Source organism: Rhizobium sp. K33, assembly GCF_056501445.1.
Genome location: NZ_CP096478.1, coordinates 4,492,432 through 4,512,239 on the forward strand (window position 1 = coordinate 4,492,432; position 19,808 = coordinate 4,512,239).

The following is a 19,808-nucleotide window of genomic DNA, read 5'->3' on the forward strand; positions in this document are numbered from 1 at the left end:
CCTAGTTTGTAGCCTTCGTTGGTGCTGATCGCGTCTACCCCGTACTGTGCCGCGAGGATGGAGCCATGAGATCGCTTGGTGCTTGGATACGAATTCTTACCCTCGCCAGAATGGGTTGCGGGCAGTAAGCCCTACGCAATTGCGCTGGGAGCAGTTGGCGCCGGCTTGGCGTACTATGGCGTGCGACGGCTCTTGAATCTGCCGCCGACTACCAAGCGTCATCAGATCATCAATGATTTGCTAGCGGGGCCGGGTTTTTTCCTATCGAGGCAAAAAAGGCAGAAGATTAGCCTCGCGCTCTTACCGCTCGCCGGCTTCGCAGCGGCACATGTATCAGTCTCCCAGCTTCTCCCAATGTCTATTACACTTGCTATCGGCAAGCAGGCCGAGCGGACTTATCAGGTTGATCGTGTGGTGCAGGATAAGGCGTGCAAATACGCTGTCTACTTGCGTGACATGCCGTTCGGGCGCGATCCACTTTGCGGCTTGCCTGAGTGGTTTCGCATTTCCCTCAAGCCGGGGGATTCTCTAGTGATCGAGGGCACGGGATCAGCTGCAGGCATCTTCATCGATACCGTACGCGTCGTTGGAAATGGGGCTCATAGTCACACCGAAGTCAGATAGGCCGTTACTATGCAGCGCGTCTGGCGTGACATCTTACGCGTCTGCTCACCCCGTCTTCCGTTCCGCCAGCGCCGACACCAACCCCGCCGTCGAGCTGTCGTGCCCCGTGGCCGCCACTTTGCCCTGCACCACGGGCAGAAGCCCCGTCGCCAGTTCCTTGCCTAGTTCCACGCCCCACTGGTCGAAGGAATTGATCCGGAAGACGACGCCTTCGACGAAGACGCGGTGTTCGTAGAGCGCGATCAGGCGACCGAGGGTGAAGGGGGTGAGCTGCTCGTAGACGAAGGTGATCGACGGGCGGTTGCCGGAGAAGACGCGATGCGGGGCGAGGAAATCGGCCTCTTCGTCGGAAACACCCTTGGCGGTCAGCTGGCTCTTGGCTTCCGCGAGCGTACGGCCCTTCATGAGCGCTTCCGACTGCGCCAGGCAATTGGCGATCAGCAATTCGTGCTGGTGGCGCAGTTCCGGTTCGAAGCCGTTGGCCGCGATCAGGAACTCTGCCGGGATGACGCTCGTGCCCTGGTGGATCAGCTGGTAGAAGGCGTGCTGGCCATTGGTGCCGGGTTCGCCCCAGACGACCGGGCCCGATGCCCTCTGCACCGGCTTGCCGTCGATCGTGACGCTCTTGCCGTTCGATTCCATGTCGAGCTGCTGCAGATAGGCAGGAAAGCGCGACAGACGCTGATCGTAAGGCAGGATCGCGCGGGTCTGATAGTTCAGCACATTGCGATGATAGACGCCAAGCGCGCCGAGCAGCATCGGCAGGTTCTGCCGGAAGGGGGCGTTGCGGAAATGCTCGTCCATCGCATGGCCGCCGGCGAGAAAATCGCCGAAATTGTCCGGGCCGATTGCGATCATCAGCGGCAGGCCGATGGCCGACCAGATCGAATAGCGTCCACCGACCCAGTCCCAGAAGCCGAAGACGCGGGATGCATCGATGCCGAAGGCGGCGACCTTGTCGAGCGCGGTCGAGACGGCGCAGAAATGATGGCCGACAGCTGCTTCCCCGAGCGCATCGGCGATGAAGGCGCGCGCCGTCTGGGCGTTGGTCATGGTCTCGATGGTGGTGAAGGTCTTCGAGGCGACGATGAAGAGCGTGGTCTGGGCCGAAAGCGCCTTCAGGGTGTCGGCGATATGGGCGCCGTCGATATTCGAGACGAAATGCAGGCGCGGGCCGTCGTGGAAGGGAGAGAGCGCCAGCGTCGCCATGACCGGACCGAGATCCGAGCCGCCGATACCGATATTGACGACATCGGTGATTGCCTTGCCGGTCGCACCCTTGATCTCGCCGGAGCGGATGCCGTCGGCAAACTTGCCCATGGCATCGAGAACGGCATTCACATCAGGCATGACGTCGCGCCCGTCGACCATGACCGGACGGTTCGAGCGATTGCGCAGGGCCGTGTGCAGCACGGCGCGACCTTCGGTGAAGTTGATCGGCGCACCGGAGAACATCTCGTCACGCTTTTCGGCAACCCCGGCCGCCGTCATCAGCTGCTCGAGCAGATCGAGCACCTCGTCATTCACGGCGCATTTGGAATAGTCCATCAACAGGTCGTCGAGCGAGGCCGAGAAGCGGCTGAAGCGCTGCGGATCGGCGGCAAAGGCGGCGCGCAGATCTTCGGCATGGGTGGCGGCGACCGTGCTCGTCAGTGTGTCGATGATGGATTGCATCGGAATGTCCCTGGTTCGACGATGATGCCGGGGACCTTATTAGCGAGTTGAGACGGGATCAAGACGAAGGGGAGGCCGAAGCCTCCCCAAATTTAAATCGATTTATTTTCCGTCGCGCAACTCGCGTCGCAGGATCTTGCCGACATTGGTTTTCGGCAGTTCGGTGCGAAACTCGATGTAGCGCGGACGCTTGTAGTTGGTGAGGTTGGCGGCGCAATGCGCCTTCAGCTCGTCAATGGTGAGGTTCTCGTCCTTCTTGACGACGAAGAGCTTGACGGCCTCGCCCGAATGTTCGTCCGGAACGCCGACGGCAGCGCATTCGAGAACGCCGGCATGCATGACGGCCACTTCCTCGATCTCGTTCGGATAGACGTTGAAGCCGGAGACCAGGATCATGTCCTTCTTGCGGTCGACGATCTTCACGTAGCCGCGCTCGTCCATCAGGCCCATGTCGCCTGAGCGGAAGAAACCGTCGGCCGTCATCACCTTGGCCGTCTCTTCCGGTCGCTGCCAATAGCCGGCCATGACCTGCGGGCCGCGGATGCAGATCTCGCCCACTTCGCCGATGGGCAGCGTGTTGCCGTCCTCGTCGCGGATCTCGATATCCGTGGAGGGAAGGGGCAGGCCGATCATGCCGGTAAAGTCGCGCACGTCCAGCCGGTTGACGGTTGCGACCGGCGAGGTCTCCGACAGGCCGTAACCCTCGGTGATCGGGCGCCCGGTCATCTCCAGCCACCGCTCGGCCACTGGCCGCTGGATCGCCATGCCGCCGCCGAGGACCAGCATGAGCGAGGAGAAATCGATCTTCTTGAAGTCCGGATTGTTCATCATCGCGTTGAACAGCGTGTTGAGGCCCGGGAAGACATGCGCCTTGAAGCTCTGCAGCTCCTTGATGAAGGCGGGAATATCGCGCGGATTGGCGATCAGCAGGTTGTGGCCGCCAAGCGCAATGCCCATCAGCGAATTCACGGTCAGCGCGAAGATGTGGTAGAGCGGCAGCGCGCAGACGAAGTTCAGCACATCGGGACGTCCTTGTCCCGCAAAAGCCGCCTCCAGCCACAGCGCGATCTGCTGCTTGTTGGCCAGCAGATTGGCATGCGTCAGCGTCGCGCCCTTGGAAACACCCGTCGTGCCGCCGGTATACTGAAGGAACGCGACGTCGCTCGACACGACCTCGACAGGCTTGAGCGACAGCTTGTCACCTTCGGCCAGCATCGCCTTGAAGCCCTTGTGGCCGGGGATCGACCAGGCCGGAACCAGCTTCTTGACCTTGCGCACGACGAGATTGACGATGTGGCCCTTGAGACCCAGCATGTCACCCATGGTGCAGACAATCACATGCTTCACGTCGGTGCGGGCAACCACCTGCTCGACTGTATGGGCGAAGTTTTCCAGGACCACGATGGCCTTGGCGCCGGAATCCTTGAGTTGATGCTCGAGTTCGCGCGGCGTGTAGAGCGGGTTGACGTTTACCACTGTCATGCCGGCGCGCAGGATGCCGTAGACGGTTACCGGGTTCTGCAGGATGTTCGGCGTCATGACGGCAACGCGGTCGCCCTTAACGAGGCCCTTTGCCTGCAGCCAGGCGCCCACCTTGCGGGACTGCTGCTCCAGTTCGCGGAAGGTCATGCCCCGACCCATGCTGGAAAAAGCCAGCCGGTCGGCAAATTTCGCGCAGCTTGCCTCGAAGAGCGCGCCCAGCGATGCATGGGCATGCGGCGCGATCTCAGCCGGCACGGCGGCCGGATAGGACTGGATCCAGATTTTTTCGGCGGCGCGGCCGCTGAGGCGGCTCATGGTTTCCGTCATCGTGTACCTCCCGAAACCCTTGTTGTCTGCATGCCCTTCCCGGGGCCGATTCCTCCTCAGGCCCCGAGAGCTTATGCTTTCACACCGGCAGTGCAAGTGACGGGACGCTATATAACCTTGACGTAAACGTCAACAATCGCGTGGTCTCTCCACAAGGCGTCGGCGCGGAACCAAGCTCTTCTGCACCCGTTTACCCATCACGAACAACCGAGAAGGAGGATTTCCCAATGTTGCAGGAAAACCGAAACAATGTCGCCGGCCAGGACCCTTACGTGAAGGACACCGCGAGCCTCATCGCAAGCGACAAGGTCGAAGGCACTGCTGTTTATGGCCGCGACGGTGACCGGATCGGCTCGATCCAGCGCATCATCCTCGAAAAGCGTGGCGGCCGCGTCGCCTATGCGGTTCTGAGCTTCGGCGGTTTCTGGGGTATCGGCGACGACTACTATCCGCTGCCCTGGGAAAAGCTGACTTACGATGAAAGCCTCGATGGCTATCGCATCGACCTCAGCAAGGAGCAGGTGGAAGCCGCGCCGCGCTATCGCGACGACAGCGAGGACTGGTACCGCAACAACGGCCGCTCGGTCTACGACTACTATGGCGTTCCGCCCTACTGGATCTGACCAGTAGCACAAGGTGATATGATCGAAGGGCTCCGCAGTGCGGGGCCCTTTTCCGTGCCGGGGTATCAAAGAAAAGAACGGGCGGCAGCGTAATCGCGCTGCAGCGGGAGAGACGTCAATCAACCCGCCCGAGCCCGTACTAAAGTTTACGGCACTCGCGTCCGACGGCGCTCTTAGCACAGAATGCCAAGACGGGAACGGATATTCCGCAGTCTACGATCAACAAGGGAAAAGAAGTGGTGCCGCTTACGTGACTCGAACACGTGACCCCGTCATTACGAATGACGTGCTCTACCAACTGAGCTAAAGCGGCCTCTGCGAACCGGTTTGACCGTCGCGTTTGGTGAGGGGCTGATACAGGGATTGCCGGGTGATTTCAAGCCGGTTTTCGGCCCTCGTGGAAAAATTCCCGAGCGTTCCTGAGGCGGGGCCGTCGCGATGTCACGCCCCCGCCGGATGACCTACTTCACCGGCCAGGTCTTTGGCCAGCTGCCGGGATCGATCTCGTCCGTCTCGCTGAACTGTTCCGGGCAATCGCGGTAGGTCTCCTCGGTCAGCACAAGCTGCGGTCCCATCGCGCCTTCTGCAATGCGCCACTGGCTGTAGGTGCCGCAATCGCCGATACCCCGGCCCTTGAAGAAGGACGAAAAGCTCTTTGTCTCCCAGTCATAGGCGAGGTTGAAGGCCTGCGGCGTGGCGCTGGGAGCGCCGTCGACCATGGTCGGGAAGGCAAGCGGAAAGATCATGCCGTAGGCGTCGGCATAGGCGACATAGGGCATGTTGTAGGCGCCGCTCATGCCGCAGGGCGTGACATAGATGGTGGTGTTTTCGTCGATCGCATGGGAGAGCGCGTTGCCGTTGAACATGGCGGGATCCGTCTCGGCGCAGTCGCCACCTTCGGCGAAGTGGCTGCGGATCCCCTCCGGCAGTTCGGCAATCGACATGAGATCTGTCACCGGCAGCGGCGGGTTTGGGGCCTTGTCGCCCTTGGCGCTCATCGCGTCGACATGGCCGATGCGATCTTGATATTCATCGATGAACAGGAGGCTGGCAGCCGCGCCGGCCAGAGGAAGATCGCCCTTCGCGGTTTTCTCACCGCGCTTCATGGTAATCGTCGCGGTCGTGCCGTTCTTCAGGCTGTCGATCAGCCCGTCGCCGATGAAATCGCCGTTGAGGGTGAAGGCATAGGTGCCGGGTTCGGCGCTGACCGACGAGCCCGTCACGACCAGCGGTTCCGACCCGTCGACGGAGATCGTCACCTCCGCGACACCTTCGCCTTCGATCAAGGCGTTGTCGCTTGGCGAGACCACCAGCACGACCGGAGCCTCGGGCTTGCCGCTGCGCTGCAATTCGAAGCCGGACAAGGGATTGTCGGAAAGGAATTGCCGCATGCTGCAGGAACGCGTCTGGCTGCAGGAGACCTGCCAGGACTTGAACTCCTTGTAGGCGCCGTCGTCCGCCTGGCTGGAGAGGGCTCCGCTCAACAGGGTGACGAGTGTGAGGGTGGCTTTCAGATAACGCATGGGTCCCCGCAAATCAGATCTGCGGGGACGCTAGCAGCCGAAGCCTCAGCCGCAAATCGCCTTTTTTGCGTCTATATATTCGCGCTCCAGTCGGTCGACGACGGCCGAGACCGGTTCCACCGCCTTGACCGCGCCGATGCCCTGGCCGCAGCCCCAGATATCCTTCCACGCCTTGGCGCCCGTGGTCGCCTTGTCGAAGTCCATCTTCGAGGGGTCGGCAACGGGCAGATTGTCCGGATCCATGCCGGCTGCCACGATCGACGGCTTCAGATAATTGCCATGGATGCCGGTGAAGTAGTTGGAATAGACAATGTCATTGGCATGGGCGTCGACGATCGCCTGCTTGTATTCGTCCGAGGCGCGGGCCTCTTCCGTCGCAATGAAGGGCGAGCCGATATAGGCCATGTCGGCGCCCATGGCCTGGGCAGCCAGCACTGCGCCACCATTGGCGATCGCGCCCGCCAGAAGAAGCGGACCGTCGAACCACTCGCGGATTTCCTGGACGAGAGCGAACGGAGACAAGGTGCCGGCATGACCGCCGGCCCCGGTCGCAACCGCGATCAGACCGTCTGCACCCTTGCGGATGGCAGAATTGGCATGGCGGTTGTTGATCACGTCATGCAGCACGATGCCGCCATAGGAATGCACGGCGGCATTGACCTCCGGCACGGCGCCAAGCGAGGAGATCACGATCGGCACCTTGTACTTCACGCACATCATCAGGTCGTGTTCGAGCCGCTTGTTCGACATGTGCACGATCTGGTTGACGGCAAAGGGGGCGGCCGGACGATCGGGGTTCTTCGCGTTGTGGGAGGCGAGTTCTTCCGTGATTTCCGCCAGCCACTCGTCGAGCTGCGCTTCCGGACGCGCATTGAGAGCCGGAAAGGCGCCGACGATGCCGGCCTTGCACTGGGCAAGCGTCAGCTTCGGATGCGATATGATGAAGAGTGGTGAGGCGACGACAGGAAGCCTCAGATTGTCTTTCAGAATCGGCGGCAGAGCCATCACTTCACCTCCCAGGAAGTTTACGTTTACGCAAACGTCAAATATCAGAACATTGGTCGCGAGAAAAGCCGGTCCATGTTACGGATGGTTTTCGAAGTCGCTTTGATCAGCCATCCGTCCATGACGCTGCCAGCGGCTCGGCCTCATTCCTGTGTTTATTGCGCGCCATAGCGATGTTCCGGGCTTGTGCTGGAAAAATCGAGCGTTTACCGAATCGAAACTATGAAATTGATGTGGCTGGGGCGACCCCAAAAGGAGTATGGCGGCCAATGAGCGGATTGGAAACGGCCATCAGAAACGCCTTGGAGCGCTCGGAGCGGACGAATGCGGAAGCGCGCGCGCGCGTTTATCAGTCGGCGCGCCAGGCGCTGGAGACGGGCCTGCGCAAGCAGAACATCGATGATCCCGAGGCCATCAACTACCAGCGCCGCCGGCTCGAAGCCCTCATTCATGAAATCGAACTGGAAGAACGTGCCCGCCTCGAAGTGAGGCCGGAGCCGCCGGTCTCTCAGGTCGCTCCTCCGCCTGTCTCTCCCGCCGCAGCGCCGATGCGTGCCGCGCCAGAGCCTGCCGTATCGTCGACGACGGACCGCCGAACGGGCCGTGTTGAACCGGGCTTCGCCTCCGTCGAGCCCGCGGACCGCACGCCAGAGCCTGCCCGCGAACCCTCGTTTGCCGACGACATCTCCGTGCCGCCCGACGTTGCCCGCGATGCGCATGCCGATGATGAAGGCCCGATGCCGGACATGCGCTCGGAGCGTCCGCTGAAGGCGCCTCGCCGCCGTCGCGGTGTGGTGGCGCGCCTGATGATCCTGTCGATCTTTTTGGCGACACTCGGCATTGGCGCCTGGTGGGTCTATTCCTCCGGTTTGCTGCTGTCGGAGGCCGAGCGTGATACCTCCGTGCCCAATCCGCCGCCGCGTGTCGAAGCGGAGGACTTTTCCGGAACGCCGGAGCCGGCAACGCCTGCCGCGCCCGCAGGCCCCCAGGCGATCGACGCTCGCGGCGGCTTCTCCGACGACTGGATTGAGGTCTTCGAGCCGCAGCAGGTCTCCGCACTTCGCCCGCGGGCCAATGCACTCGTCGACATCGTCACCGCCAGCGACGGAAATGCCGCCCAGATCGTCTCGCGCAGCGCAGACGCCGCCGGTGCCGTTGAAGTGACCGTGCCGACAGAGATCCTGCGCGAACTGGCAGGGCGCACCTCGACGATCGCGCTGACGGTGCAGTCCACTGACGACAAGCCGGTGCAGATCTCGGTGGAATGCGATTTTCCCCGCATGGGCGACTGCCCGCGCCACCGCTTCACGGTCAATCCGCAGAAGCTCGACGCTCTGTTCCGCGTGTCATTCGACAACGGCATGGCGCCTTCGACACCGGGTCGTCTCTTGATCAATGCCGATCTGGCCGGCGAGGGCAGGGGTGTGAACCTCTACGCAATCCGCATCCTGCCGGGCCAATGAGCCCCGGCAGGGCATCGCCTGGCGTTCTTACTTGAGAAAGTCGGGTCCGCTGCCGATGATCTTCTTGTCCAGTTTTCCGATCTTTTCCGGATCCTTGCCCTCGTAGTCGAGGGAAAGCAGCATGTGGCGGATGAGATTCAGCCGCGCCCGGCGCTTGTCATTGGCATGCAGCACTGTCCACGGCGCCCTCTCGGTATGCGTTTCCTTCAGCATCCGGTCGCGGGCCTTCGTGTAGTCGTCCCACTTGTGAAGGGCGGCAATGTCCATGGGCGAAAGCTTCCAGCACTTTAGCGGATCGTGCCGACGGTCGTGGAAGCGCTTGAGCTGCATCTCCTGCCCCGTGTCCAGCCAGAACTTGAAGAAGCGGATGCCTTCCCGCTCGATCAGCTTTTCGAAGCGCGGCACCTGTTCCAGGAAGCTCTCGTACTGGTCTGGCGTGCAGAAGCCCATGACCGGTTCCACCCCGGCGCGGTTGTACCAGGAGCGGTCGAAGAGCACGAATTCTCCGGCGGTCGGGAAGTGGGAGATGTAGCGCTGGAAATACCACTGGCCGCGCTCGGTTTCGGTCGGCTTCGTCAGCGCAACGACCCGGGCAGAACGAGGGTTCATGTAGGAGAGCGTGGCGTGAATAGCGCCGCCCTTGCCGGCTGCGTCCCGGCCTTCGAACAGGGCCATCACCCGCTCGCCAGTCTTCTGCATCCAGAACTGAACCTTGACCAGCTCGATTTGCAGCTGAGTCAGTTCCTTCTCGTAATCCTTTTCCGACAGTTTCTTGTCATAGGGGAAGCCGCCGGACTTCAGCGCATTGTCCTCGATCCAGTCTGGAAGCTCCGGTAGGTCGATATCGAAGATCCGCTCCTGGCCTCCGACTGTCAGTGTCACTGCCCGGCTTTCCGTCTGCGCATCCATCCCGATTTCCCCTTTGGCTGCTTTTGGTTTTCCTACTTGAGACCAAGCCGAAATGAAGTTCAAGCGTCTCTGTTCCACGCCGGGCCGATCGCGAGCAGCGGGGATAAGACGATCCGTCCAATGGTGCGCTGGTGTAACTTCTGTCATGAATCACGGTTATCAGGCTGGAACAATGATGAAGCGGAGCGTGCGCACGCAATGACAGACGACACTGGCGACGGTTGGCGCAACGATCTTCGGCGGGTTCTGTCGGCTTGGGTTTATATTCTGGCAGCGGCGATCCTATCGGTTGCGGCCTGGGCGACCGGCGCGGCAACCGGCTATGCCGTCATCCTGTTCTGCTTGCTCTTCCTGCTCGTCGTCTTCCGGCAACTGCCGGTCGAAGAGGCGCCTGTCGTGCCAGCGCCCGCCGCAGAGGTGGACGAGCCGGCCCCGGATCCGCTGCCCCTGATCCTGGCATCGCTGGATGGGCTCGACATGCCGATCTTCGTGCTGGGGCTGGAAGCCGAGCTTATCGCGCAGAACCACGCGGCAGAAAAAGTATTCGGCGATCTGGTCGCCGGCCTGCATGTTTCGACACGCTGGCGCTCTCCCGGCATTCTCGACATGATCCGGGAGACCATCGAGACGGGCGCACCGAACCAGATCGAACACTCCGAACGGCATCCCTCGGAGCGCGTCTACATCGTTCGCGTGGCGCCCGTCGATCCGTCCTTCACCTCTGGCGCTTCCTATTTCCTCCTGTCCTTCCGGGACATCTCGGAACTGCGCCGCCTCGACCGCATGCGCAGCGATTTCGTCGCCAATGCCAGCCACGAACTGCGCACGCCGCTCGCGTCACTTCGCGGCTTCATCGAAACCATGCAGGGGCCTGCCCGCGACGATGCGAAGGCCAAGGATCGCTTCCTCACCATCATGCTCGATCAGGCGAACCGCATGAGCCGTCTCGTCGACGACCTGCTCTCCCTGTCGCGCCTGGAACTCAAGGCGCATGTGGCACCAGACCAGAAGGTAGAGCTCGCGCCGATCCTGGGCCATGTGCGTGACAGCCTCGCGCCACTAGCCGCCGAGCTCGGGGTGGAGATCCGGCTCGATCTGCCCGAGGAGAAGGTCGAGGTCATGGGCGAGCGGGATGAACTTGTGCAGGTCTTCGAGAACCTCATGGAGAACGCCTGCAAATATGGTCAGGAGGGCAAGTATGTTGACGTCTCCCTGCGCCGTGAACCCGGCGGCGCGACGGAAGTGAGCGTGCGCGACCACGGTCCGGGTATTCCGGCCGAGCATGTTCCGCGGCTCACCGAGCGCTTCTACCGCGTGAATGTCGAAGACAGCAGATCGAAAAAGGGCACCGGTCTGGGCTTGGCGATCGTCAAGCATATCCTCACACGCCACCGGGCCCGCCTCATCGTGCGGTCAGATCTTGGCGCCGGAAGCGTCTTCACCGTACGTTTTTGACATAAAACCGTCGTCTGTTTGTCGGTAATTTCCGTAAATAATTGAAATTACGGATTTTTCATTGTCACAAATGTTTCACCGAACTGACATAAAAGCGTGAGCCTAGAGCCGCTAAGAACTCAGTCGCCGCTGCTCGGGAGACGCCGCAACGGCCGCAAAGACACACAAGCCCATTCCGGGAGATGATCATGAACGCTCTGAAACTTTCCGTAGCTGCCTTGGCGGCCTCCGTGGCCTTCGCCGGCGCTGCAGTAGCCCGCGACCAGATCCAGATTGCTGGTTCTTCCACCGTCCTGCCCTACGCTTCCATCGTTGCCGAAGCTTTCGGCGAAAACACCGACTTCGCGACCCCGGTTGTTGAGTCCGGCGGTTCTGGCGCTGGCCGCAAGAAGCTCTGCGAAGGCGTGGGTGAAAACACCATCGACATCGCAAACTCCTCCTCGCGCATCAGCAAGTCCGACATCGAGCTCTGCAAGACCAACGGTGTAAACGACATCCAGGAAGTTCGCATCGGTTACGACGGCATCGTATTCGCTTCGGACATCAACGGTCCGGAATACGCCTTCACCCCGTCTGACTGGCACAACGCTCTCGCTGCCAAGGTTCTCAAGGACGGCCAGCTGGTCGACAACCCCTACAAGGCCTGGAACGAAATCCGCGCCGACCTGCCGGCACAGCCGATCCTCGCCTTCATCCCGGGTACCAAGCACGGCACCCGCGAAGTCTTCGACACCAAGGTCATCGTAGCTGGTTGCGAAGAAAACGGCGCGTTCGAAGCCCTGAAGACCGCCGCCGGTGGCGACGAAGACAAGGCTGAAGAAGGCTGCATGGCCCTGCGTACGGACGGCGTTTCCGTCGACATCGACGGCGACTACACCGAGACGCTCGCTCGCGTCGACGCCAACAAGAACGGCATCGGCGTCTTCGGTCTGTCCTTCTACCAGAACAACACCGACAAGCTCCGCGTAGCCACCATGGGCGGCGTTGTTCCTTCGGTTGAGACCATCGCCAAGGGCGAATACCCGGTCTCGCGTCCGCTGTACTTCTACGTCAAGAACGCTCACCTCGACGTCATCCCGGGTCTCCAGGAATACGTAGAGTTCTTCGTTTCTGACGAAATGGCCGGCCCGGATGGCCCGCTCGCTGCTTACGGCCTCGTTTCCGACCCGGAACTGGCCAAGACGCAGGAAGCCGTCAAGGCCCGCACGCCGATGGCGCCGCTGAACTAATCTGAGTGATCGACCGGCGGCGCGCTTCGTGCCGCCGGTCTTTTTTGTTTGGCAGGGGGCGTCTACGATATGAGTGGCGGCATCATAGTTCTAATTCTGGCGGTCCTTGCAGCGGTCGGCTTCGTCCTCGGCAAGCGCCGCGCTCGTTTTCTTTCAGATCGCAGCGGCGAGAAGCTTCACTCGCTTCCGGGCTATTATGGCCAGACCGTTGCCCTCTTTACCGCAGTCCCGGCATTCCTCTTGATGTTGGCCTGGCTGTTCCTGCAGCCGATATTCGTCGAAAGCCGCGCAGACGCGCTCATTCCTGACAGTGTCATCCCCGAAGGAGGCGCCCGCAGTCTCGTTCTCTCGGATGTTCGCCGTATCGCCGGTGGCCTCGACGCCATGATCGCGAACCAGGACGCAAGCGCCAGCGCGCTTGTCGATGGCCAGATCGACGTCTCCACGGTCCGGGCGCGCCTGGCCGAGGTTGGCGTGGCATTGGCCGGTGATGTGCCGGCAGAAGTCTTCGAAGCCGCTAAGGTTTACCGCGATCTCTCGCGCACCGGATCGATCGCGATGACGATCGTGGTTCTGGCGCTCTCAATCGGTCTCGGCCTCTGGTCCCTGAGCCGGATCCGCACCGACATGCGCGCCCGCAATGTCAGCGAAACCTTCGTGACGGTGCTTCTGATCGCGTCCTCCACGATCGCCATTCTCACCACGGTCGGCATCGTTGGCTCACTCGTCTTCGAGACCATCAACTTCTTCCGGATGTATCCGGCCTCCGAATTCTTCTTCTCGACCGTCTGGAACCCACAGTTCCGCGGTGGGTCAGAGCTTGGCATTCTGCCGCTGCTCTGGGGAACGCTCTACGTCTCCTTCGTTGCACTCCTGGTTGCCGTTCCGCTCGGTCTGCTCATTGCCATCTATCTCTCGGAATATGCCGGTGCGACCCTGCGCAGCTTTGCCAAGCCCGCAATCGAAGTGCTCGCCGGCATCCCGACGATCGTCTACGGTCTCTTCGCTCTGGTCACCGTCGGCCCGCTGATCCGCGACTGGCTTGCCCAGCCGCTGGGCCTTGGTACCTCTTCGTCCTCGGTTCTGACCGCGGGCCTGGTCATGGGCATCATGATCATCCCCTTCGTCAGCTCGCTTTCGGACGACATCATCAACGCGGTTCCGCAGTCGCTCCGTGACGGGTCCTATGGCCTCGGTGCCACCCAGTCGGAAACGATCAAGCGGGTGATCCTGCCGGCCGCACTTCCGGGCGTCATGGGTGCCATCCTCCTGGCCGCAAGCCGCGCGATCGGTGAAACCATGATCGTCGTGCTCGGCGCAGGCGCCGCTGCGAAGCTCGATCTCAATCCCTTCGAGGCCATGACGACGGTGACGGTCAAGATCGTCAGCCAGCTGACGGGCGACACCGAATTCGCAAGCCCTGAGACCCTGGTCGCCTTCGCGCTTGGCCTCACACTTTTCGTCATCACGCTCGGCCTCAACGTCGTGGCCCTCTACATCGTACGCAAGTACCGGGAGCAGTACGAATGACCGACATCACCGCTTTCGAAACCGCCCCCAAGGCTGCCGGCGCCAAGTCCATCCTTGCCTCCGACGCCCGCACCCAGAAGCGCAATGCGGCGGAAGCCCGCTTCCGCATGATGGGCCTGATTGCCGTCATCATCGGCGTTCTGGCACTCGTCGGGCTCCTGGCCTCGATCCTGTCGAACGGTCTGTCGTCCTTCCGCCAGACCTACATCACTCTGAATGTCGACCTGGACGCCGCCAAGCTGGACAAGCAGGGCAACCGGGACCTAGCAGAGATCGCCAAGGTTTCGACCTTCGGCTATGCACCTCTCATCGAGGCCGCACTGGCCAGGACCATGCAGGAAAACGGCATTGCCGTCGAAGGCATGAACGCAAAGGCCGCTACCGAACTCATTTCCAAGGAAGCGCCGGCCAGCCTGCGCAACTACGTGCTCGCCAATCCTGACGTGATCGGCACCACGGTGTCCTTCGATCTCCTGGCCTCCGGCCGTATCGACGGCTACTACAAGGGCCGTGTGACGATGGAAAGCGCTGCGCTCGACCGCAACACGTCGCCGGAGCAACTGCGCCTTGCGGATGAACTCAAGGAAGCGGGCGTGCTGACTACCCGCTTCAACTGGGACTTCTTCACCGCACCTGATGCCTCCGACACCCGGCCTGAAGCTTCCGGTCTCGGCGTTGCCATCCTCGGCTCGGCTTACATGATGCTCATCGTGCTTTGCCTCTCCCTGCCGCTCGGCGTCGCCGCCTCGATCTATCTCGAGGAATTCGCGCCGCAGAACTGGTTCACCGACCTGATCGAGGTGAACATCGCCAACCTGGCGGCCGTACCCTCGATCGTCTTCGGTATCCTCGGTCTTGCCGTCTTCATCAACTATGCCGGCCTGCCGCAGTCGGCGCCGGTAGTCGGTGGCCTCGTCCTCACCTTGATGACGCTGCCCACCATCATCATTGCCACCCGCGCAGCATTGAAGGCTGTCCCGCCGTCGATCCGTGATGCGGCCCTCGGCGTCGGCGCCTCGAAGATGCAGTCGATTTTCCATCACGTGCTGCCGCTCGCCATGCCCGGCATCCTGACCGGCACGATCATCGGTCTCGCTCAGGCACTGGGCGAAACGGCGCCGCTGCTTCTGATCGGCATGGTCGCCTTTGTTCGCGAATATCCGGCTGGTCCGCCGGAAGGCTTCTTCGACCCGGCCTCAGCGCTCCCCGTCCAGGTCTACAACTGGACCCAGCGCGGCGATCCGGCCTTCGTCGAGCGTGCCTCCGGTGCCATCATCGTGCTTCTGGTATTCCTGATCCTGATGAACCTGATCGCAATCATTCTTCGTCGCCGCTTCGAGCGTCGCTGGTAAGGAGGTGTATGATGATGAACAATCTCGCGACTAAAATGACCACGACGAAAGCGCCACCCATGAACGAAACGAAGATCACCGCCCGCAACGTGCAGGTCTATTACGGTGAGAAGCACGCCATCAAGGACGTCAACATCGACATCCGTCCGCGTTCCGTCACCGCCTTCATCGGCCCGTCGGGCTGCGGCAAGTCGACCTTCCTGCGCTGCATCAACCGCATGAACGACACGATTGCCAGCTGCCGCGTCGAAGGCAACATCCTGATCGACGCCGAAAACATCTATGACGCCAAGGTTGACCCGGTTCAGCTGCGCGCCAAGGTCGGCATGGTCTTCCAGAAGCCGAACCCGTTCCCGAAGTCGATCTACGAGAACGTCGCCTATGGCCCGCGCATCCATGGTCTCGCCCGCAACAAGGCGGACCTCGATGAGATCGTCTCGATCGCCCTGCAGAAGGCCGGTCTCTGGAACGAAGTGAAGGATCGTCTGGACTCCGCTGGCACAGGTCTTTCCGGCGGTCAGCAGCAGCGTCTGTGCATTGCGCGCGCCGTTGCCGTCAGCCCGGAAGTCATCCTGATGGACGAGCCCTGCTCGGCGCTTGACCCGATCGCCACCGCCAAGGTCGAGGAGCTGATCCACGAGCTGCGCGAAAACTTCACCATCGTGATCGTTACCCACTCGATGCAGCAGGCCGCGCGCGTCTCCCAGCGCACGGCGATGTTCCACCTCGGCGAACTGGTCGAGGAGAACGACACCGACAAGATGTTCACGAATCCGGATGACCAGCGCACGCAGGACTACATCATGGGCCGCTTCGGCTGAGCCCTGACGTCATCCACGGTTGAACTCACTTTCAAGGATGTTTCCTATGGGCTCCTCTCACATTTACTCGGCCTTCGACGACGAACTGAAGTTCCTGATGCGCCGCATCTCCGAAATGGGTGGTCTGGCCGAGCAGATGGTCGCAGACAGCGTTCGTGCACTGGTCAATTCCGATGCCGCACTGGCACAGAAGGTCATCTCCGACGACGTGGTCATGGATGCCATGGAGCGCGAGATCGGTGACAAGGCCGTCGTGACGATCGCCAAGCGCCAGCCGGTGGCGTCCGACCTGCGCGAGATCATCGGTGCGCTCCGCATCGCTGCTGACCTCGAGCGTGTCGGCGATCTCGGCAAGAGTAACTCCAAGCGCGTCGTCGCCATCCAGGCAACCGGCGTGCCGCGCAAGCTTGCCCGTGGCCTGGAGCATCTCTCCGATCTGGCGCTTGCCCAGCTCAAGGAAGTGCTCGACGTCTACACGACCCGTTCGGCCGAAAAGGCGAAGTCGATCCGTGACCGCGACGAGGAGATCGATGCCATCTACACCTCGCTGTTCCGCGAACTCCTGACCTACATGATGGAAGATCCGCGCAACATCACGAGCTGCACGCATCTGCTCTTCTGTGCCAAGAACATCGAGCGCATCGGCGACCACGCGACCAATATCGCCGAAACCATCTATTACATGACCACCGGCGCCCAGCCGGAAGGTGAGCGCCCGAAGGAAGACCAGACTGCTTCCGTCGGTGCGATCTCCGAGTGACGACGGCCAGCGAGGTTGATGACTGATGCAGCCTAAGATCGCCGTAGTCGAAGACGAGGAGGCCCTGTCGGTTCTCCTGCGCTACAATCTCGAAGCCGAGGGATACGAGGTCGAGACCATCCTGCGAGGCGACGAAGCCGAGATCAGGCTTCAGGAGCGGGTTCCTGACCTGCTCATCCTCGACTGGATGCTTCCCGGTGTTTCCGGGATCGAGCTTTGCCGCCGGCTGCGGGTGCGCCCCGAAACCGAGCGCCTGCCGATCATCATGCTGACGGCACGCGGCGAGGAAAGCGAGCGTGTGCGTGGCCTCGCGACCGGTGCGGACGACTATGTGGTCAAGCCCTTCTCGACGCCGGAACTGATGGCCCGCGTCAAGGCCATGCTGCGTCGCGCCAAGCCAGAGGTCCTCTCCAGCGTCCTGCGCTGCGGTGACATAGAGCTCGACCGCGAAACGCACCGCGTACACCGCAAGAGCCGCGAGGTTCGTCTCGGCCCGACGGAATTCCGCCTTCTGGAGTTCCTGATGGCGTCTCCCGGTCGCGTCTTCTCGCGTTCGCAGCTCCTGGATGGCGTCTGGGGTCACGACATCTATGTCGACGAGCGTACGGTCGACGTCCATGTCGGTCGCCTGCGCAAGGCGCTCAATTTCTCGAACATGCAGGATGTCATCCGCACCGTACGTGGCGCGGGATACTCCATGGAAGCCTGAGCGCTCCCAATCCACCCGTCCAGACAAGGCCGCACGGTTTGCCCGTAGCGGCCTTTTTCTTTGGCTCTACGGCCAAAAGAAAACGGGCCCCGAAGGACCCGTTCATCATCTGATCTGTCGCCGAGGGATCAGCGGGCAGCCTTGCGGCGCTCGCTGACCGGCTGATAGGCGAGCTTGGCGTGATAGGTGCAATAAGGTGCACTATCGGCAATCTCGCAGCCGCAGAAATGGAAGTCGTCCTTCATCGGGTCGCCGATCGGCCACTTGCAGGTCCGCTCGGTGAGCTCCGTCAGCGCCAGGCGGCGCGAGATCGGAACGACGACGTTCAGCGACCGGCGAACCTCGACCTCTTCATAGGCCTCGACTTCGATCTCTTCCTTCAGCGCGGTCGCACCGGCAGTCCGGGTAACGGTGCGGGTGCTGGTATTGGCCGCCGGACGGTTCTGGAACGCAGCGGGGCGCGGCGTCTGGGCCGGGCGCTTGGCAGGACGGGCCGCAGACGAGCTGCCGCCGGCCTTGGCGCGACCGGGAAGGTTCAGCCGGTGAACCTTGCCGATGACGGCGTTGCGGCTTACGCCGCCAAGTTGTGCTGCGATCTGGCTGGCGCTGAGGCCCTCGGCCCATAGCCGTTTCAGTTTCTCGACCCGCTCATCAGTCCATTGCATAGTCGTCATGCCATTTCTCTCCGCCGCTCGCGTCTGTGATGGCAGAATCCGTCACCGCTGCTTCGGATGAATCCGAAACACAACCGCCTCGATACTGTCGGTGAGCACTTCCGCCGCATGCAATCTATTAATGAAATTTAACCTAGAGCCAGCCTGACTCCGTGACAAGAGTCGCCGGAATCATCTGGAATCGATTTCGCGGTTTTCCCCAACTTGCTTCCCGAGTGAGTCAAGTATGCAACAGGTGGAATCTTGCTCGGCACTCGTCCAGCGCGTGTCGACCAAAAGGGCGCTTACTCCTGCGATTCCTGCAGAATTCGTTGACAGCTCAGAGCGAAATGCTGATAGTGCCCCCGCCGCCGAAAGGCGGCATTTTTAATTTTTCTTGGGCCTCGCAATGGCCTATCCGTCACGTCACGGATCGTCGAGAAGGATCGTAAACGCCATGGCCGAAGCTACGCCGCTCTACCAGACCTACAATCGGGCGCCGCTGCGTTTCGAACGAGGCGAGGGCGTCTGGCTAGTGACCGAAAGCGGCGAGCGCTATCTCGATTTCGCAGCCGGTGTCGCCGTGACCTCTGTGGGCCATGGCCATCCGCATGTCGTGGGTGCGCTGAAGGATCAGGCCGACAAGGTCTGGCACCTGTCGAACCTCTATGAGGTACCCGGTCAAGAAGTGCTGGCCAAGCGGCTGACCGAGGAGACATTCGCCGATCGTGTCTTCTTCACCAATTCCGGCGCGGAAGCCCTGGAATGTGCCATCAAGACGGCCCGCCGCTACCACTTTGCGAAGGGGCATCCAGAGAAGTTTCACATCATCACCATGGAAGGCGCCTTCCATGGCCGCACGATCGCGACGATCGCGGCCGGCGGCCAGGAAAAATATCTGGAAGGCTTCGGCCCCAAGGCTCCGGGTTTCGATCAGGTGCCGTTCGGTGATCTGGATGCCGTGAAGGCGGCCATATCCGACGCCACCGCCGCGATCCTCGTCGAGCCCGTACAGGGCGAGGGCGGTATCCGCCCGATCCCCGTCGAGATGCTGAAGGCTCTGCGCGCCCTGTGCGACGAGCACGGCCTGCTGCTGATCTTGGATGAGGTTCAGTGCGGCGTCGGCCGCACGGGTAAGCTCTTTGCGCATGAATGGGCCGGCATCAAGCCTGATCTGATGGCGGTCGCCAAGGGCATCGGCGGCGGCTTCCCGCTCGGCGCCTGCCTCGCGACCGAAGAGGCCGCCTATGGCATGAAGCCCGGCACCCATGGCTCGACCTATGGCGGCAATCCGCTCGCCATGGCCGTCGGCAACGCCGTGCTCGACGTCGTGCTGACCGACGGCTTTCTCGAGAACGTACGCGATACGGCGCTCGTTTTCCGCCAGGGACTGGCTTCTCTCAAGGACCGTTTCCCCGATGTGATCGAAGAAGTGCGCGGCGAAGGCCTGATGCTCGGCATCAAGGCCAAGGTCCCGAACACCGAACTCTTGATGGCGATGCGTGACGAGCACTTGCTCGGCGTTCCCGCCGGCGACAACGTCATCCGCCTTCTGCCGCCGCTCACGGTAACGGCCGAAGAGGCGCGCGACGGCCTCGCCCGCATCGAACAGGCAGCAGAACACATCCGCGCCAAGGCCGCAGTCGCCGCGTCAGCCTAAGACAGGATT

At 61.8% G+C, this 19,808-nt stretch carries 17 protein-coding genes and 1 tRNA gene; 11 read left to right on the top strand and 7 right to left on the bottom strand.

Annotated elements, in window-relative coordinates:
• The first annotated feature begins 78 nt into the window (after nucleotides 1-78).
• Nucleotides 79-624 (top strand): hypothetical protein, encoded by a 546-nt coding sequence (locus tag M1E12_RS21685; protein WP_479563249.1) that lies wholly within the window; start codon nucleotides 79-81, stop codon nucleotides 622-624.
• Nucleotides 625-669: 45 nt separating this feature from the next.
• On the opposite strand, the gene pgi is transcribed toward M1E12_RS21685, so the two are convergent.
• Together pgi and M1E12_RS21695 are read right to left on the bottom strand one after the other, a co-directional pair.
• Nucleotides 670-2,298 carry a glucose-6-phosphate isomerase gene (gene pgi / locus M1E12_RS21690; protein WP_479563250.1) on the bottom strand — a complete coding sequence of 543 codons (1,629 nt, stop codon included), beginning with the start codon at nucleotides 2,296-2,298 and terminating at the stop codon, nucleotides 670-672.
• A gap of 102 nt (nucleotides 2,299-2,400) precedes the next feature.
• Nucleotides 2,401-4,107: a long-chain-fatty-acid--CoA ligase gene (locus M1E12_RS21695; protein ID WP_479563251.1), complete on the bottom strand. Its 1,707-nt coding sequence runs from the start codon at nucleotides 4,105-4,107 to the stop codon at nucleotides 2,401-2,403.
• A 227-nt stretch (nucleotides 4,108-4,334) separates the two neighbouring features.
• On the opposite strand from M1E12_RS21695, the gene M1E12_RS21700 reads away from it, so the two are divergent.
• Nucleotides 4,335-4,730, top strand: a complete 396-nt coding sequence (locus M1E12_RS21700; RefSeq protein ID WP_113460082.1) for a PRC-barrel domain-containing protein — start codon at nucleotides 4,335-4,337, stop codon at nucleotides 4,728-4,730.
• A 237-nt stretch (nucleotides 4,731-4,967) separates the two neighbouring features.
• Here M1E12_RS21700 and M1E12_RS21705 read toward each other — a convergent pair.
• The 3 genes from M1E12_RS21705 to M1E12_RS21715 form a co-directional block, all read right to left on the bottom strand.
• Nucleotides 4,968-5,043, bottom strand: a tRNA-Thr gene (locus M1E12_RS21705).
• Nucleotides 5,044-5,191: 148 nt separating this feature from the next.
• Nucleotides 5,192-6,253 carry a DUF1176 domain-containing protein gene (locus M1E12_RS21710; RefSeq protein WP_479563252.1) on the bottom strand — a complete coding sequence of 354 codons (1,062 nt, stop codon included), beginning with the start codon at nucleotides 6,251-6,253 and terminating at the stop codon, nucleotides 5,192-5,194.
• Between the two features lie 45 nt (nucleotides 6,254-6,298).
• On the bottom strand, nucleotides 6,299-7,258 hold the full coding sequence (locus M1E12_RS21715) for an NAD(P)H-dependent flavin oxidoreductase (protein ID WP_136542682.1): 960 nt from the start codon (nucleotides 7,256-7,258) through the stop codon (nucleotides 6,299-6,301).
• Nucleotides 7,259-7,527: 269 nt separating this feature from the next.
• On the opposite strand from M1E12_RS21715, the gene M1E12_RS21720 reads away from it, so the two are divergent.
• Entirely contained in the window at nucleotides 7,528-8,721 is a 1,194-nt protein-coding gene (locus tag M1E12_RS21720) for a hypothetical protein (protein WP_479563253.1), read from the top strand.
• A 27-nt stretch (nucleotides 8,722-8,748) separates the two neighbouring features.
• Here the strand turns inward: M1E12_RS21720 and ppk2 are convergent, their stop codons facing one another.
• Nucleotides 8,749-9,630 carry a polyphosphate kinase 2 gene (gene ppk2 / locus M1E12_RS21725; RefSeq protein ID WP_113460078.1) on the bottom strand — a complete coding sequence of 294 codons (882 nt, stop codon included), beginning with the start codon at nucleotides 9,628-9,630 and terminating at the stop codon, nucleotides 8,749-8,751.
• Nucleotides 9,631-9,828: 198 nt separating this feature from the next.
• On the opposite strand from ppk2, the gene phoR reads away from it, so the two are divergent.
• The 7 genes from phoR to phoB all read left to right on the top strand — a co-directional run bounded on the left by phoR (nucleotide 9,829) and on the right by phoB (nucleotide 17,486).
• Nucleotides 9,829-11,085, top strand: coding sequence for a phosphate regulon sensor histidine kinase PhoR (gene phoR, locus M1E12_RS21730; protein WP_479563254.1), 1,257 nt, complete (start codon nucleotides 9,829-9,831; stop codon nucleotides 11,083-11,085).
• Between the two features lie 188 nt (nucleotides 11,086-11,273).
• The gene (locus M1E12_RS21735) at nucleotides 11,274-12,314 is read left to right on the top strand and encodes a substrate-binding domain-containing protein (protein WP_479563255.1); all 1,041 of its coding nucleotides are present in this window, start codon (nucleotides 11,274-11,276) and stop codon (nucleotides 12,312-12,314) included.
• Between the two features lie 69 nt (nucleotides 12,315-12,383).
• Nucleotides 12,384-13,844 (top strand): phosphate ABC transporter permease subunit PstC, encoded by a 1,461-nt coding sequence (gene pstC, locus M1E12_RS21740; RefSeq protein WP_136542687.1) that lies wholly within the window; start codon nucleotides 12,384-12,386, stop codon nucleotides 13,842-13,844.
• Nucleotides 13,841-15,196: a phosphate ABC transporter permease PstA gene (pstA, locus tag M1E12_RS21745; RefSeq protein WP_479563256.1), complete on the top strand. Its 1,356-nt coding sequence runs from the start codon at nucleotides 13,841-13,843 to the stop codon at nucleotides 15,194-15,196. The genes pstC and pstA overlap by 4 nt, the downstream gene beginning before the upstream one ends.
• A 35-nt stretch (nucleotides 15,197-15,231) precedes the next feature.
• Nucleotides 15,232-16,017: a phosphate ABC transporter ATP-binding protein PstB gene (pstB, locus tag M1E12_RS21750; RefSeq protein ID WP_246035129.1), complete on the top strand. Its 786-nt coding sequence runs from the start codon at nucleotides 15,232-15,234 to the stop codon at nucleotides 16,015-16,017.
• A gap of 46 nt (nucleotides 16,018-16,063) precedes the next feature.
• Nucleotides 16,064-16,777 carry a phosphate signaling complex protein PhoU gene (gene phoU / locus M1E12_RS21755; protein ID WP_113460073.1) on the top strand — a complete coding sequence of 238 codons (714 nt, stop codon included), beginning with the start codon at nucleotides 16,064-16,066 and terminating at the stop codon, nucleotides 16,775-16,777.
• Nucleotides 16,778-16,802: 25 nt separating this feature from the next.
• Nucleotides 16,803-17,486: a phosphate regulon transcriptional regulator PhoB gene (gene phoB / locus M1E12_RS21760; protein WP_006727960.1), complete on the top strand. Its 684-nt coding sequence runs from the start codon at nucleotides 16,803-16,805 to the stop codon at nucleotides 17,484-17,486.
• 128 nt (nucleotides 17,487-17,614) lie between these two features.
• Here phoB and M1E12_RS21765 read toward each other — a convergent pair whose 3' ends face one another.
• Nucleotides 17,615-18,151 carry a GcrA family cell cycle regulator gene (locus M1E12_RS21765; RefSeq protein ID WP_136542741.1) on the bottom strand — a complete coding sequence of 179 codons (537 nt, stop codon included), beginning with the start codon at nucleotides 18,149-18,151 and terminating at the stop codon, nucleotides 17,615-17,617.
• A 445-nt stretch (nucleotides 18,152-18,596) separates the two neighbouring features.
• Here M1E12_RS21765 and M1E12_RS21770 point away from each other — a divergent pair, with 445 nt between their 5' ends.
• Nucleotides 18,597-19,799 carry an acetylornithine transaminase gene (locus tag M1E12_RS21770; RefSeq protein WP_479563257.1) on the top strand — a complete coding sequence of 401 codons (1,203 nt, stop codon included), beginning with the start codon at nucleotides 18,597-18,599 and terminating at the stop codon, nucleotides 19,797-19,799.
• Nucleotides 19,800-19,808 lie beyond the last annotated feature (9 nt).